This is a genomic window from Klebsiella sp. K-Nf6 (assembly GCF_002806655.1).
Taxonomy (GTDB): domain Bacteria; phylum Pseudomonadota; class Gammaproteobacteria; order Enterobacterales; family Enterobacteriaceae; genus Klebsiella; species Klebsiella variicola.
Window position 1 is genome coordinate 1 of the sequence record NZ_PIBN01000029.1, and the last position, 10,808, is coordinate 10,808.

24 protein-coding genes and 1 pseudogene are annotated in these 10,808 nt (G+C 50.9%); 24 read left to right on the forward strand and 1 reads right to left on the reverse strand.

The window, feature by feature from the left end; all coding sequences use genetic code 11:
* The 3 genes and pseudogenes from tuf to bfr all read left to right on the forward strand — a co-directional run.
* A pseudogene (gene tuf / locus CWM61_RS27530) lies at positions 1 to 308 on the forward strand (elongation factor Tu); the annotation flags it as partial.
* Between the two features lie 179 nt (positions 309 to 487).
* Positions 488 to 682, forward strand: a complete 195-nt coding sequence (gene bfd / locus CWM61_RS27535; protein WP_004152415.1) for a bacterioferritin-associated ferredoxin — start codon at positions 488 to 490, stop codon at positions 680 to 682.
* A gap of 73 nt (positions 683 to 755) precedes the next feature.
* Positions 756 to 1,232 (forward strand): bacterioferritin, encoded by a 477-nt coding sequence (gene bfr, locus CWM61_RS27540; RefSeq protein WP_004206792.1) that lies wholly within the window; start codon positions 756 to 758, stop codon positions 1,230 to 1,232.
* Here bfr and CWM61_RS27545 read toward each other — a convergent pair.
* Positions 1,216 to 1,701 carry a prepilin peptidase gene (locus CWM61_RS27545; protein ID WP_100632223.1) on the reverse strand — a complete coding sequence of 162 codons (486 nt, stop codon included), beginning with the start codon at positions 1,699 to 1,701 and terminating at the stop codon, positions 1,216 to 1,218. The genes bfr and CWM61_RS27545 overlap by 17 nt on opposite strands.
* Positions 1,702 to 1,714: 13 nt before the next feature.
* Here CWM61_RS27545 and CWM61_RS29630 point away from each other — a divergent pair, with 13 nt between their 5' ends.
* The 21 genes from CWM61_RS29630 (at position 1,715) to rpmD (ending at position 10,808) form a co-directional block, all read left to right on the forward strand.
* Positions 1,715 to 1,873, forward strand: a complete 159-nt coding sequence (locus tag CWM61_RS29630) for a hypothetical protein (RefSeq protein WP_165785319.1) — start codon at positions 1,715 to 1,717, stop codon at positions 1,871 to 1,873.
* A 209-nt stretch (positions 1,874 to 2,082) separates the two neighbouring features.
* Positions 2,083 to 2,394, forward strand: coding sequence for a 30S ribosomal protein S10 (rpsJ, locus tag CWM61_RS27550; protein ID WP_001181005.1), 312 nt, complete (start codon positions 2,083 to 2,085; stop codon positions 2,392 to 2,394).
* A 32-nt stretch (positions 2,395 to 2,426) separates the two neighbouring features.
* A complete protein-coding gene (rplC, locus tag CWM61_RS27555) occupies positions 2,427 to 3,056 on the forward strand; it encodes a 50S ribosomal protein L3 (protein WP_002919796.1) in 630 nt (209 codons plus the stop codon).
* A gap of 10 nt (positions 3,057 to 3,066) precedes the next feature.
* A complete protein-coding gene (rplD, locus tag CWM61_RS27560; RefSeq protein ID WP_002919794.1) occupies positions 3,067 to 3,672 on the forward strand; it encodes a 50S ribosomal protein L4 in 606 nt (201 codons plus the stop codon).
* Positions 3,669 to 3,971, forward strand: coding sequence for a 50S ribosomal protein L23 (gene rplW / locus CWM61_RS27565; RefSeq protein ID WP_000617546.1), 303 nt, complete (start codon positions 3,669 to 3,671; stop codon positions 3,969 to 3,971). Before rplD ends, rplW begins: the two co-directional genes overlap by 4 nt.
* Before the next feature lie 17 nt (positions 3,972 to 3,988).
* A complete protein-coding gene (rplB, locus tag CWM61_RS27570) occupies positions 3,989 to 4,810 on the forward strand; it encodes a 50S ribosomal protein L2 (protein ID WP_002919786.1) in 822 nt (273 codons plus the stop codon).
* Between the two features lie 16 nt (positions 4,811 to 4,826).
* Complete coding sequence (gene rpsS / locus CWM61_RS27575; RefSeq protein ID WP_001138115.1) at positions 4,827 to 5,105, forward strand: 30S ribosomal protein S19; 279 nt, start codon at positions 4,827 to 4,829, stop codon at positions 5,103 to 5,105.
* Between the two features lie 14 nt (positions 5,106 to 5,119).
* Positions 5,120 to 5,452: a 50S ribosomal protein L22 gene (gene rplV, locus CWM61_RS27580; protein WP_002919773.1), complete on the forward strand. Its 333-nt coding sequence runs from the start codon at positions 5,120 to 5,122 to the stop codon at positions 5,450 to 5,452.
* A 17-nt stretch (positions 5,453 to 5,469) separates the two neighbouring features.
* Complete coding sequence (gene rpsC, locus CWM61_RS27585; protein WP_002919766.1) at positions 5,470 to 6,168, forward strand: 30S ribosomal protein S3; 699 nt, start codon at positions 5,470 to 5,472, stop codon at positions 6,166 to 6,168.
* A 12-nt stretch (positions 6,169 to 6,180) separates the two neighbouring features.
* The gene (rplP, locus tag CWM61_RS27590; protein WP_002919759.1) at positions 6,181 to 6,591 is read left to right on the forward strand and encodes a 50S ribosomal protein L16; all 411 of its coding nucleotides are present in this window, start codon (positions 6,181 to 6,183) and stop codon (positions 6,589 to 6,591) included.
* Complete coding sequence (rpmC, locus tag CWM61_RS27595; RefSeq protein ID WP_002919754.1) at positions 6,591 to 6,782, forward strand: 50S ribosomal protein L29; 192 nt, start codon at positions 6,591 to 6,593, stop codon at positions 6,780 to 6,782. The genes rplP and rpmC overlap by 1 nt, the downstream gene beginning before the upstream one ends.
* Positions 6,782 to 7,036, forward strand: a complete 255-nt coding sequence (rpsQ, locus tag CWM61_RS27600) for a 30S ribosomal protein S17 (protein WP_004106347.1) — start codon at positions 6,782 to 6,784, stop codon at positions 7,034 to 7,036. Before rpmC ends, rpsQ begins: the two co-directional genes overlap by 1 nt.
* A gap of 165 nt (positions 7,037 to 7,201) precedes the next feature.
* The gene (gene rplN, locus CWM61_RS27605; RefSeq protein WP_002919748.1) at positions 7,202 to 7,573 is read left to right on the forward strand and encodes a 50S ribosomal protein L14; all 372 of its coding nucleotides are present in this window, start codon (positions 7,202 to 7,204) and stop codon (positions 7,571 to 7,573) included.
* 10 nt (positions 7,574 to 7,583) lie between these two features.
* Positions 7,584 to 7,898, forward strand: coding sequence for a 50S ribosomal protein L24 (gene rplX, locus CWM61_RS27610; RefSeq protein ID WP_003031122.1), 315 nt, complete (start codon positions 7,584 to 7,586; stop codon positions 7,896 to 7,898).
* A 14-nt stretch (positions 7,899 to 7,912) separates the two neighbouring features.
* Positions 7,913 to 8,452, forward strand: a complete 540-nt coding sequence (rplE, locus tag CWM61_RS27615) for a 50S ribosomal protein L5 (RefSeq protein WP_003031123.1) — start codon at positions 7,913 to 7,915, stop codon at positions 8,450 to 8,452.
* A 14-nt stretch (positions 8,453 to 8,466) separates the two neighbouring features.
* Entirely contained in the window at positions 8,467 to 8,772 is a 306-nt protein-coding gene (gene rpsN / locus CWM61_RS27620; protein WP_002919667.1) for a 30S ribosomal protein S14, read from the forward strand.
* Between the two features lie 33 nt (positions 8,773 to 8,805).
* Positions 8,806 to 9,198 carry a 30S ribosomal protein S8 gene (gene rpsH / locus CWM61_RS27625; protein ID WP_008807048.1) on the forward strand — a complete coding sequence of 131 codons (393 nt, stop codon included), beginning with the start codon at positions 8,806 to 8,808 and terminating at the stop codon, positions 9,196 to 9,198.
* A gap of 12 nt (positions 9,199 to 9,210) precedes the next feature.
* The gene (gene rplF / locus CWM61_RS27630; protein WP_008807049.1) at positions 9,211 to 9,744 is read left to right on the forward strand and encodes a 50S ribosomal protein L6; all 534 of its coding nucleotides are present in this window, start codon (positions 9,211 to 9,213) and stop codon (positions 9,742 to 9,744) included.
* Positions 9,745 to 9,753: 9 nt separating this feature from the next.
* Positions 9,754 to 10,107: a 50S ribosomal protein L18 gene (gene rplR, locus CWM61_RS27635; protein WP_006817270.1), complete on the forward strand. Its 354-nt coding sequence runs from the start codon at positions 9,754 to 9,756 to the stop codon at positions 10,105 to 10,107.
* Positions 10,108 to 10,121: 14 nt separating this feature from the next.
* On the forward strand, positions 10,122 to 10,625 hold the full coding sequence (gene rpsE, locus CWM61_RS27640; RefSeq protein ID WP_000940121.1) for a 30S ribosomal protein S5: 504 nt from the start codon (positions 10,122 to 10,124) through the stop codon (positions 10,623 to 10,625).
* A gap of 3 nt (positions 10,626 to 10,628) precedes the next feature.
* Entirely contained in the window at positions 10,629 to 10,808 is a 180-nt protein-coding gene (gene rpmD / locus CWM61_RS27645) for a 50S ribosomal protein L30 (RefSeq protein WP_001140434.1), read from the forward strand.

Sequence of the window (10,808 nt, forward strand, 5' to 3'; positions counted from 1 at the left end):
TGGCTAAGCCGGGCAGCATCAAGCCGCACACCAAGTTCGAATCTGAAGTGTACATCCTGTCCAAAGACGAAGGCGGTCGTCATACTCCGTTCTTCAAAGGCTACCGTCCGCAGTTCTACTTCCGTACTACTGACGTGACTGGCACCATCGAACTGCCGGAAGGCGTAGAGATGGTTATGCCGGGCGACAACATCAAAATGGTTGTTACCCTGATCCACCCGATCGCGATGGACGACGGTCTGCGTTTCGCAATCCGTGAAGGCGGCCGTACCGTTGGCGCGGGCGTTGTAGCTAAAGTTCTGGGCTAATTCGTTAGCTTCGAATAAAAAGGGCGCTTCGGCGCCCTTTTTGCTGGGCGCAGTTCCGCGAAATAACGTGTACAACACACTATTCATAACGTGCGCTGCGGCGGATAATGCGCAAATGGTCTATTGTAATCATAACTATTCTCATTTAATATTTGTGCATAAATTGAACGGGAGTTTATATGTACGTTTGTTTGTGCAATGGCGTTAGCGATAAAAAAATTCGCCAGGTTGTTCGCCAGTTTCAACCGCAATCTTTTCAGCAATTACGTAAGTTTGTTCCCGTTGGAAATCAATGCGGTAAGTGTGTTCGAGCTGCACGTGAAGTGATGGAAGATGAATTAACCACCATGCCGGAATTCAAAGAAATCGCCTGAAGTCCGCGCTTCTCTTTTGACATCCCTATAGGCCGGACTACGCTTCAATAAGTGGAAGCGGAGGGACTATATAATGAAAGGTGATGTCAAAATCATAAGTTATCTCAATAAATTATTGGGAAATGAGCTGGTCGCAATCAATCAGTACTTTCTCCATGCGAGAATGTTCAAAAACTGGGGTCTGATGCGCCTCAACGATATTGAGTACCACGAATCAATTGATGAAATGAAGCACGCCGATAAGTACATCGAGCGTATTCTTTTCCTCGAAGGCATTCCTAATCTGCAGGATCTCGGCAAACTTGGCATCGGTGAAGATGTGGAAGAGATGCTGCAGTCAGATTTACGCCTGGAGCTGGAAGGCGCGCAAAACCTGCGTGAAGCGATCGCCTATGCCGACAGCGTACATGACTATGTCAGCCGCGATATGATGATTGAGATCCTGGCGGATGAAGAAGGCCATATCGACTGGCTGGAAACCGAACTCGATCTGATTGGCAAAATTGGCCTGCAGAATTACCTGCAGTCGCAGATCAAAGTGTCAGACTAATCAGCGTTTGCCACCCGCACCAGAAACCTGCTGCCGTCAGAAATGGCCCAAATGGCAGCGGGTTGTCCTTTTCCCATTTTCTGTTGCCGCCGCACCTGGGGGACAGACCCAATACCACCCACGTCATGCCGGCGAGCAATGACGCTACCAGCACCAGCTGCGGCAGCATTCGCCAGCCATGCCAGGCCCCGAGGGCGGCGAGATATTTTATATCGCCATAGCCTAATCCTTCATATCCACGGACCCTGCGGTATAGCCAATAAAGGGCGGCAAACGAGAGATAGCCAGCTATAGCTCCCCAGACAGCCTCGTTGAGCTGATGCGGCGCCAGACAGAGATAAAAAAGCAAGCCGCTCCACAGTAGGGGGCAGGTGAAGCGGTCTGGCAGCAAACCGTGACGCAGGTCCTGCTGGCATAATACTAGCGTCAATCCGCTATAACAGAGTAAGAAGGGGAGGGCGGCGAGCATAGGTTACCCCGCGATGAGCAATGAATATGGCTTCACTATGCTTATCGGCTCGGCGCAGGGCAAAATGCAATTTTCAAGAGTGGATGGCGCTTTGCGGATTTATTGGCAGCGTTACGGCGCTTGCACAGCGCACTATCGCGAAGACGCGCAAATCCCGGTGATGATTTTCTAAACAGCGCTTGCGTCGTGCCAGAATTTGCGTATAATGCGCGGGCCTGTCAAAGTTGACAGCCGGTTCGATATGAACCCCGATAGTGCTTTTTGCTATCAAACAATGTCCCCAATCGGGGGACTATGTAAGAACGGTTACACTCTCCCATCAATCGTAATGGGTATGAGGAGTAATCATTTCGTCTATAAAATAATTGGAGCTCTGGTCTCATGCAGAACCAAAGAATCCGTATCCGCCTTAAAGCGTTTGATCATCGTCTGATCGATCAATCAACCGCGGAAATCGTCGAGACTGCTAAGCGCACTGGTGCGCAAGTCCGTGGTCCGATCCCGCTGCCGACCCGCAAAGAGCGCTTTACCGTTCTGATCTCCCCGCACGTCAACAAAGACGCGCGTGATCAGTACGAGATTCGCACTCACAAGCGTCTGGTTGACATCGTTGAGCCAACTGAAAAAACCGTTGATGCTCTGATGCGTCTGGATCTGGCTGCCGGTGTAGACGTGCAGATCAGCCTGGGTTAATCAGGTCATCGAGCGATTGAGAGGTTGAAACAATGATTGGTTTAGTCGGTAAAAAAGTGGGCATGACCCGCATCTTCACTGAAGATGGCGTATCTATCCCAGTAACCGTAATCGAAGTTGAAGCAAACCGCGTTACTCAGGTTAAAGACCTGGCTAACGATGGCTACCGCGCAATCCAGGTTACCACCGGTGCTAAAAAAGCTAACCGTGTAACCAAGCCGGAAGCGGGTCACTTCGCTAAAGCTGGCGTTGAAGCTGGCCGTGGTCTGTGGGAATTCCGTCTTGCTGACGGCGAAGAATTCACCGTAGGTCAGAACATTAGCGTTGAACTGTTTGCTGACGTTAAAAAAGTTGACGTAACCGGTACCTCTAAAGGTAAAGGTTTTGCTGGTACCGTTAAGCGCTGGAACTTCCGTACCCAGGACGCTACTCACGGTAACTCCTTGTCTCACCGCGTTCCGGGTTCTATCGGTCAGAACCAGACTCCGGGCAAAGTGTTCAAAGGCAAGAAAATGGCAGGTCAGCTGGGTAATGAGCGTGTAACCGTTCAGAGCCTGGACGTAGTACGTGTTGACGCTGAGCGCAACCTGCTGCTGGTTAAAGGTGCTGTCCCGGGTGCTACCGGTAGCGACCTGATCGTTAAACCAGCTGTGAAGGCGTGAGGAGATAGCAATGGAATTAGTATTGAAAGACGCGCAGAGCGCGCTGACTGTTTCCGAAACTACCTTCGGTCGTGATTTCAACGAAGCGCTGGTTCACCAGGTTGTTGTTGCTTATGCAGCTGGTGCGCGTCAGGGCACTCGTGCTCAGAAGACTCGTGCTGAAATCACTGGCTCCGGTAAAAAACCGTGGCGCCAGAAAGGTACCGGCCGTGCGCGTTCTGGTTCTATCAAGAGCCCGATCTGGCGTTCCGGTGGCGTGACCTTCGCTGCTCGTCCGCAGGACCACAGTCAAAAAGTTAACAAGAAGATGTACCGCGGCGCGCTGAAAAGCATTCTGTCCGAACTGGTACGTCAGGATCGTCTGATCGTTGTCGAGAAGTTCTCTGTTGAAGCGCCGAAAACTAAGCTGCTGGCACAGAAACTGAAAGACATGGCTCTGGAAGATGTGCTGATCATCACCGGTGAGCTGGACGAGAACCTGTTCCTGGCCGCACGTAACCTGCACAAGGTTGACGTACGTGATGCGAACGGTATCGACCCGGTTAGCCTGATCGCCTTCGACAAAGTCGTAATGACTGCTGATGCTGTTAAGCAAGTTGAGGAGATGCTGGCATGATTCGTGAAGAACGTCTGCTGAAGGTGCTGCGCGCACCGCACGTTTCTGAAAAAGCGTCTACTGCGATGGAAAAAACAAACACCATCGTTCTCAAAGTTGCTAAAGACGCGACCAAAGCAGAAATCAAAGCTGCTGTGCAGAAACTGTTTGAAGTCGAAGTCGAAGTCGTTAACACCCTGGTTGTTAAAGGGAAAGTTAAACGTCACGGACAGCGTATCGGTCGTCGTAGCGACTGGAAAAAAGCTTACGTCACCCTGAAAGAAGGCCAGAATCTGGACTTCGTTGGCGGCGCTGAGTAAGTCGGAGGAGTAATACAATGGCAGTTGTTAAATGTAAACCGACATCTCCGGGTCGTCGCCACGTCGTTAAAGTGGTTAACCCAGAGCTGCACAAGGGCAAACCTTTTGCTCCGTTGCTGGAAAAAAACAGCAAATCCGGTGGTCGTAACAACAATGGCCGTATCACCACCCGTCATATCGGTGGTGGCCACAAGCAGGCTTACCGTATTGTTGACTTCAAACGCAACAAAGATGGTATCCCGGCAGTTGTTGAACGTCTTGAGTACGATCCGAACCGCTCCGCGAACATCGCGCTGGTTCTGTACAAAGACGGCGAGCGCCGTTACATCCTGGCCCCGAAAGGCCTGAAAGCTGGTGACCAGATTCAGTCTGGCGTTGATGCTGCAATCAAAGCAGGCAACACCCTGCCGATGCGCAATATCCCGGTTGGTTCTACCGTTCATAACGTAGAAATGAAACCAGGTAAAGGCGGTCAGCTGGCACGTTCCGCTGGTACTTACGTTCAGATCGTTGCTCGCGACGGTGCTTATGTCACCCTGCGTCTGCGTTCTGGTGAAATGCGTAAAGTCGAAGCAGACTGCCGCGCTACTCTGGGCGAAGTTGGCAATGCTGAGCATATGCTGCGCGTTCTGGGTAAAGCAGGTGCTGCACGCTGGCGTGGTGTTCGTCCTACCGTTCGCGGTACTGCGATGAACCCAGTAGACCACCCACATGGTGGTGGTGAAGGTCGTAACTTTGGTAAGCACCCGGTATCCCCGTGGGGCCTGCAGACCAAAGGTAAGAAGACCCGCAGCAACAAGCGTACTGATAAATTCATCGTACGTCGCCGTAGCAAATAATTTTAGAGGATAAGCCATGCCACGTTCTCTCAAGAAAGGTCCTTTTATTGACCTGCACTTGCTGAAGAAGGTAGAGAAAGCGGTGGAAAGCGGAGACAAGAAGCCCCTGCGCACTTGGTCCCGTCGTTCAACGATCTTTCCTAACATGATCGGTTTGACCATCGCTGTCCATAATGGTCGTCAGCACGTTCCAGTCTTTGTTTCCGACGAAATGGTTGGTCACAAACTGGGTGAATTCGCACCGACTCGTACTTATCGCGGCCACGCTGCTGATAAAAAAGCGAAGAAGAAATAAGGTAGGAGGAAGAGATGGAAACTTTAGCTCAACATCGCCATGCTCGTTCTTCTGCTCAGAAGGTTCGCCTCGTAGCTGACCTGATTCGCGGTAAGAAAGTGTCGCAGGCCCTGGATATTCTGACCTACACCAACAAAAAAGCTGCTGTACTGGTCAAGAAGGTACTGGAATCTGCCATTGCTAACGCTGAACACAACGATGGCGCTGACATTGATGATCTGAAAGTTGCGAAAATTTTCGTAGACGAAGGCCCGAGCATGAAGCGCATTATGCCGCGTGCTAAAGGTCGTGCAGATCGCATCCTGAAGCGCACCAGCCACATCACTGTGGTTGTGTCCGATCGCTGAGACTCTGGAGACTAGCAATGGGTCAGAAAGTACATCCTAATGGTATTCGCCTGGGTATTGTCAAACCATGGAACTCTACCTGGTTCGCGAACACCAAAGAATTCGCTGACAACCTGGACAGCGATTTTAAAGTACGTCAGTTCCTGACAAAAGAACTGGCTAAAGCGTCTGTATCTCGCATCGTTATCGAGCGTCCGGCTAAGAGCATCCGTGTGACCATTCACACTGCTCGCCCGGGTATCGTTATCGGTAAGAAAGGCGAAGACGTAGAAAAACTGCGCAAGGTCGTAGCGGATATCGCTGGCGTACCTGCACAGATCAATATTGCCGAAGTTCGTAAGCCTGAACTGGACGCTAAATTGGTTGCTGACAGCATCACTTCTCAGCTGGAACGTCGCGTTATGTTCCGTCGTGCGATGAAGCGTGCTGTACAGAACGCAATGCGTCTGGGCGCTAAAGGTATCAAAGTTGAAGTTAGCGGCCGTCTGGGCGGCGCGGAAATCGCACGTACCGAATGGTACCGTGAAGGTCGCGTACCGCTGCACACTCTGCGTGCTGACATCGACTACAACACCTCTGAAGCGCACACCACTTACGGTGTAATCGGCGTTAAGGTATGGATCTTCAAAGGTGAGATCCTGGGTGGTATGGCTGCTGTTGAACAACCGGAACCGGCTGCTCAACCTAAAAAGCAGCAGCGTAAAGGCCGTAAATAAGGAGCGTCGCTGATGTTACAACCAAAGCGTACAAAATTCCGTAAAGTGCACAAAGGCCGCAACCGTGGTCTGGCGCAGGGTACGGATGTTAGCTTCGGCACTTTCGGTCTGAAAGCTGTTGGCCGTGGTCGTCTGACTGCCCGTCAGATCGAAGCAGCACGTCGTGCTATGACCCGTGCAGTTAAGCGTCAAGGTAAGATCTGGATCCGTGTATTCCCGGACAAACCGATCACCGAGAAGCCGCTGGAAGTTCGTATGGGTAAAGGTAAAGGTAACGTGGAGTACTGGGTTGCCTTGATTCAGCCGGGTAAAGTCCTGTATGAAATGGACGGCGTACCGGAAGAGCTGGCCCGTGAAGCATTCGGCCTGGCAGCAGCGAAACTGCCGATCAAAACCACCTTTGTAACTAAGACGGTGATGTAATGAAAGCAAAAGAGCTGCGTGAAAAAAGCGTTGAAGAGCTGAACGCTGAGCTGCTGAACCTGCTGCGTGAGCAGTTCAACCTGCGTATGCAGGCTGCAAGTGGCCAGCTGCAACAGACTCATCTGCTGAAGCAAGTGCGTCGTGATGTTGCACGCGTTAAGACTTTACTGACTCAGAAGGCGGGTGCGTAATGACCGATAAAATCCGTACTCTGCAAGGTCGCGTAGTTAGCGACAAAATGGAGAAATCCATTGTTGTTGCTATCGAACGTATGGTGAAACACCCGGTATACGGCAAATTCATCAAACGTACGACCAAACTGCACGTACATGACGAGAACAACGAATGCGGTATCGGTGACGTGGTTGAAATCCGCGAATGCCGTCCGCTGTCCAAGACTAAGTCCTGGACGCTGGTTCGCGTTGTAGAGAAAGCGGTTCTGTAATAGAGTACGCATTCTCGATACGGATAAACGGCTCAGCGATGAGCCGTTTATTTTTTCTACCCATATCTGGTTTGTGGTGTTATAATGCCGCGCCCTCGATATGGGGCTTTTTAACGACCCTAATTTTCGGGTCTCAGTAGTAGTTGACATTAGCGGAGCACTAAAATGATCCAAGAACAGACTATGCTGAACGTCGCCGACAACTCCGGTGCACGTCGCGTAATGTGTATCAAGGTTCTGGGTGGCTCGCACCGTCGCTACGCAGGCGTAGGCGACATCATCAAGATCACCATCAAGGAAGCAATTCCGCGTGGTAAGGTCAAAAAAGGTGATGTGCTGAAGGCGGTAGTGGTGCGCACCAAGAAGGGTGTTCGTCGCCCGGACGGTTCTGTCATTCGCTTCGATGGTAATGCATGCGTTATTCTTAACAATAACAGCGAGCAGCCTATCGGTACGCGTATTTTTGGGCCGGTAACTCGTGAACTTCGTACCGAGAAGTTCATGAAAATTATCTCTCTGGCACCAGAAGTACTCTAAGGAGCGAATCATGGCAGCTAAAATCCGTCGTGATGACGAAGTTATCGTGTTAACCGGTAAAGATAAAGGTAAACGCGGTAAAGTAAAAAATGTCCTGTCTTCCGGCAAGGTCATTGTTGAAGGTATCAACCTGGTTAAGAAACATCAGAAGCCGGTTCCGGCCCTGAACCAACCAGGCGGCATCGTAGAGAAAGAAGCAGCTATTCAGATCTCTAACCTTGCTATCTTCAACGCGGCAACCGGCAAGGCTGACCGTGTAGGCTTTAGATTCGAAGACGGCAAAAAAGTCCGTTTCTTCAAGTCTAACAGCGAAACTATCAAGTAATTTGGAGTAGTACGATGGCGAAACTGCATGATTACTACAAAGACGAAGTAGTCGCTAAACTCATGACTGAGTTTAACTACAATTCTGTCATGCAAGTCCCTCGGGTCGAGAAGATCACCCTGAACATGGGTGTTGGTGAAGCGATCGCTGACAAGAAACTGCTGGATAACGCAGCAGCTGACCTGACAGCAATCTCCGGTCAAAAACCGCTGATCACCAAAGCACGCAAATCAGTTGCAGGCTTCAAAATCCGTCAGGGCTATCCGATCGGCTGTAAAGTAACTCTGCGCGGCGAGCGCATGTGGGAGTTCTTTGAGCGCCTGATCACTATTGCTGTACCGCGTATCCGTGACTTCCGTGGCTTGTCCGCTAAGTCTTTCGACGGTCGTGGTAACTACAGCATGGGTGTCCGTGAGCAGATCATCTTCCCAGAAATCGACTACGATAAAGTCGACCGCGTTCGTGGTTTGGATATTACCATTACCACTACTGCGAAATCTGATGAAGAAGGCCGCGCTCTGCTGGCTGCCTTTGACTTCCCGTTCCGCAAGTAAGGTAGGGTTACTTAATGGCTAAGCAATCAATGAAAGCACGCGAAGTAAAGCGCGTGGCTTTAGCTGATAAATTCTTCGCTAAACGCGCTGAACTGAAAGCTATCATCTCTGATGTGAACGCAACCGACGAAGATCGTTGGAACGCTGTTCTCAAGCTGCAGACTCTGCCGCGTGATTCCAGCCCGTCTCGTCAGCGTAATCGCTGCCGTCAAACAGGTCGTCCGCATGGTTTCCTGCGGAAGTTCGGGTTGAGCCGTATTAAGGTCCGTGAAGCCGCTATGCGCGGTGAAATCCCGGGTCTGAAAAAGGCTAGCTGGTAATTGTCACCAATTGAATCACGGGAGTAAAGACAGATGAGCATGCAAGATCCGATCGCGGATATGCTGACCCGTATCCGTAACGGTCAGGCCGCGAATAAAGCTGCGGTCACCATGCCTTCCTCCAAGCTGAAAGTGGCAATTGCCAACGTGCTGAAGGAAGAAGGCTTTATTGAAGATTTTAAAGTTGAAGGCGACATCAAGCCGGAACTGGAACTGACTCTTAAGTATTTCCAGGGTAAAGCTGTTGTAGAAAGCATTCAGCGTGTCAGCCGCCCAGGTCTGCGCATCTACAAACGTAAAGATGAGCTGCCGAAAGTTATGGCGGGTCTGGGTATCGCAGTTGTTTCTACCTCTAAAGGTGTTATGACTGATCGTGCAGCGCGCCAGGCTGGTCTTGGTGGCGAAATTATCTGCTACGTAGCCTAATCGGAGGAAAAAATGTCTCGTGTTGCTAAAGCACCGGTCGTTGTTCCTGCCGGCGTTGATGTTAAAGTCAACGGTCAGGTTATTACGATCAAAGGTAAAAATGGCGAGCTGACTCGTACTCTCAACGATGCTGTTGAAGTTAAACATGCAGATAATGCTCTGACCTTCGGTCCGCGTGATGGTTACGTAGACGGATGGGCTCAGGCTGGTACCGCGCGTGCCCTGCTGAACTCAATGGTTATCGGTGTTACCGAAGGCTTCACTAAAAAGCTTCAGCTGGTTGGTGTAGGCTATCGTGCAGCGGTTAAAGGGGATGTAGTAAACCTGGCTTTAGGTTTCTCTCATCCTGTTGAACACAAGCTGCCGGCCGGTATCACTGCAGAATGTCCGACTCAAACTGAAATCGTGCTGAAAGGCGCTGATAAGCAGGTGATCGGCCAGGTTGCAGCAGATCTGCGCGCCTACCGTCGTCCTGAGCCTTATAAAGGCAAGGGTGTTCGTTACGCCGACGAAGTCGTGCGTACCAAAGAGGCTAAGAAGAAGTAAGGTAACACTATGGATAAGAAATCTGCTCGTATCCGTCGTGCGACCCGCGCACGCCGCAAGCTCCAGGAGCTGGGTGCAACTCGCCTGGTGGTACATCGTACCCCGCGTCATATTTACGCACAGGTAATTGCTCCGAATGGTTCTGAAGTTCTGGTAGCTGCTTCTACTGTAGAAAAAGCTATCTCTGAACAACTGAAGTACACCGGTAACAAAGACGCGGCCGCAGCTGTGGGTAAAGCTGTTGCTGAACGCGCTCTGGAAAAAGGCATCAAAGATGTTTCCTTTGACCGTTCCGGGTTCCAATATCATGGTCGTGTCCAGGCACTGGCAGATGCTGCCCGTGAAGCTGGCCTTCAGTTCTAAGGTAGAGGTGTAAGATGGCTCACATCGAAAAACAAGCTGGCGAACTGCAGGAAAAGCTGATCGCGGTAAACCGCGTATCTAAAACCGTTAAAGGTGGTCGTATTTTCTCCTTCACAGCTCTGACTGTTGTTGGCGATGGTAACGGTCGCGTTGGTTTTGGTTACGGTAAAGCGCGTGAAGTTCCAGCAGCGATCCAGAAAGCGATGGAAAAAGCCCGTCGCAATATGATTAACGTCGCGCTGAACAACGGCACCCTGCAACACCCGGTTAAAGGTGTTCACACGGGTTCTCGTGTATTCATGCAGCCAGCTTCCGAAGGTACCGGTATCATCGCCGGTGGTGCAATGCGCGCCGTTCTGGAAGTTGCTGGGGTTCATAACGTTCTGGCTAAAGCATACGGTTCCACCAACCCGATCAACGTGGTTCGTGCAACTATTGATGGCCTGGAAAATATGAATTCTCCAGAAATGGTCGCTGCCAAGCGTGGTAAATCCGTTGAAGAAATTCTGGGGAAATAAACCATGGCAAAGACTATTAAAATTACTCAAACCCGCAGTGCAATCGGTCGTCTGCCGAAACACAAGGCAACACTGCTTGGCCTGGGTCTGCGTCGTATTGGTCACACCGTAGAGCGCGAGGATACTCCTGCTGTTCGTGGTATGGTCAACGCGGTTTCCTTCATGGTTAAAGTTGAGGAGTAA

Coding starts and splice junctions, on each gene's coding strand:
- bfd (WP_004152415.1), top strand. CDS start 488: ATGTACGTTTGTTTGTGCAATGGCGTTAGCGATAAAAAAATTCGCCAG.
- bfr (WP_004206792.1), top strand. CDS start 756: ATGAAAGGTGATGTCAAAATCATAAGTTATCTCAATAAATTATTGGGA.
- CWM61_RS27545 (WP_100632223.1), bottom strand. CDS start 1,701: ATGCTCGCCGCCCTCCCCTTCTTACTCTGTTATAGCGGATTGACGCTA.
- CWM61_RS29630 (WP_165785319.1), top strand. CDS start 1,715: ATGAGCAATGAATATGGCTTCACTATGCTTATCGGCTCGGCGCAGGGC.
- rpsJ (WP_001181005.1), top strand. CDS start 2,083: ATGCAGAACCAAAGAATCCGTATCCGCCTTAAAGCGTTTGATCATCGT.
- rplC (WP_002919796.1), top strand. CDS start 2,427: ATGATTGGTTTAGTCGGTAAAAAAGTGGGCATGACCCGCATCTTCACT.
- rplD (WP_002919794.1), top strand. CDS start 3,067: ATGGAATTAGTATTGAAAGACGCGCAGAGCGCGCTGACTGTTTCCGAA.
- rplW (WP_000617546.1), top strand. CDS start 3,669: ATGATTCGTGAAGAACGTCTGCTGAAGGTGCTGCGCGCACCGCACGTT.
- rplB (WP_002919786.1), top strand. CDS start 3,989: ATGGCAGTTGTTAAATGTAAACCGACATCTCCGGGTCGTCGCCACGTC.
- rpsS (WP_001138115.1), top strand. CDS start 4,827: ATGCCACGTTCTCTCAAGAAAGGTCCTTTTATTGACCTGCACTTGCTG.
- rplV (WP_002919773.1), top strand. CDS start 5,120: ATGGAAACTTTAGCTCAACATCGCCATGCTCGTTCTTCTGCTCAGAAG.
- rpsC (WP_002919766.1), top strand. CDS start 5,470: ATGGGTCAGAAAGTACATCCTAATGGTATTCGCCTGGGTATTGTCAAA.
- rplP (WP_002919759.1), top strand. CDS start 6,181: ATGTTACAACCAAAGCGTACAAAATTCCGTAAAGTGCACAAAGGCCGC.
- rpmC (WP_002919754.1), top strand. CDS start 6,591: ATGAAAGCAAAAGAGCTGCGTGAAAAAAGCGTTGAAGAGCTGAACGCT.
- rpsQ (WP_004106347.1), top strand. CDS start 6,782: ATGACCGATAAAATCCGTACTCTGCAAGGTCGCGTAGTTAGCGACAAA.
- rplN (WP_002919748.1), top strand. CDS start 7,202: ATGATCCAAGAACAGACTATGCTGAACGTCGCCGACAACTCCGGTGCA.
- rplX (WP_003031122.1), top strand. CDS start 7,584: ATGGCAGCTAAAATCCGTCGTGATGACGAAGTTATCGTGTTAACCGGT.
- rplE (WP_003031123.1), top strand. CDS start 7,913: ATGGCGAAACTGCATGATTACTACAAAGACGAAGTAGTCGCTAAACTC.
- rpsN (WP_002919667.1), top strand. CDS start 8,467: ATGGCTAAGCAATCAATGAAAGCACGCGAAGTAAAGCGCGTGGCTTTA.
- rpsH (WP_008807048.1), top strand. CDS start 8,806: ATGAGCATGCAAGATCCGATCGCGGATATGCTGACCCGTATCCGTAAC.
- rplF (WP_008807049.1), top strand. CDS start 9,211: ATGTCTCGTGTTGCTAAAGCACCGGTCGTTGTTCCTGCCGGCGTTGAT.
- rplR (WP_006817270.1), top strand. CDS start 9,754: ATGGATAAGAAATCTGCTCGTATCCGTCGTGCGACCCGCGCACGCCGC.
- rpsE (WP_000940121.1), top strand. CDS start 10,122: ATGGCTCACATCGAAAAACAAGCTGGCGAACTGCAGGAAAAGCTGATC.
- rpmD (WP_001140434.1), top strand. CDS start 10,629: ATGGCAAAGACTATTAAAATTACTCAAACCCGCAGTGCAATCGGTCGT.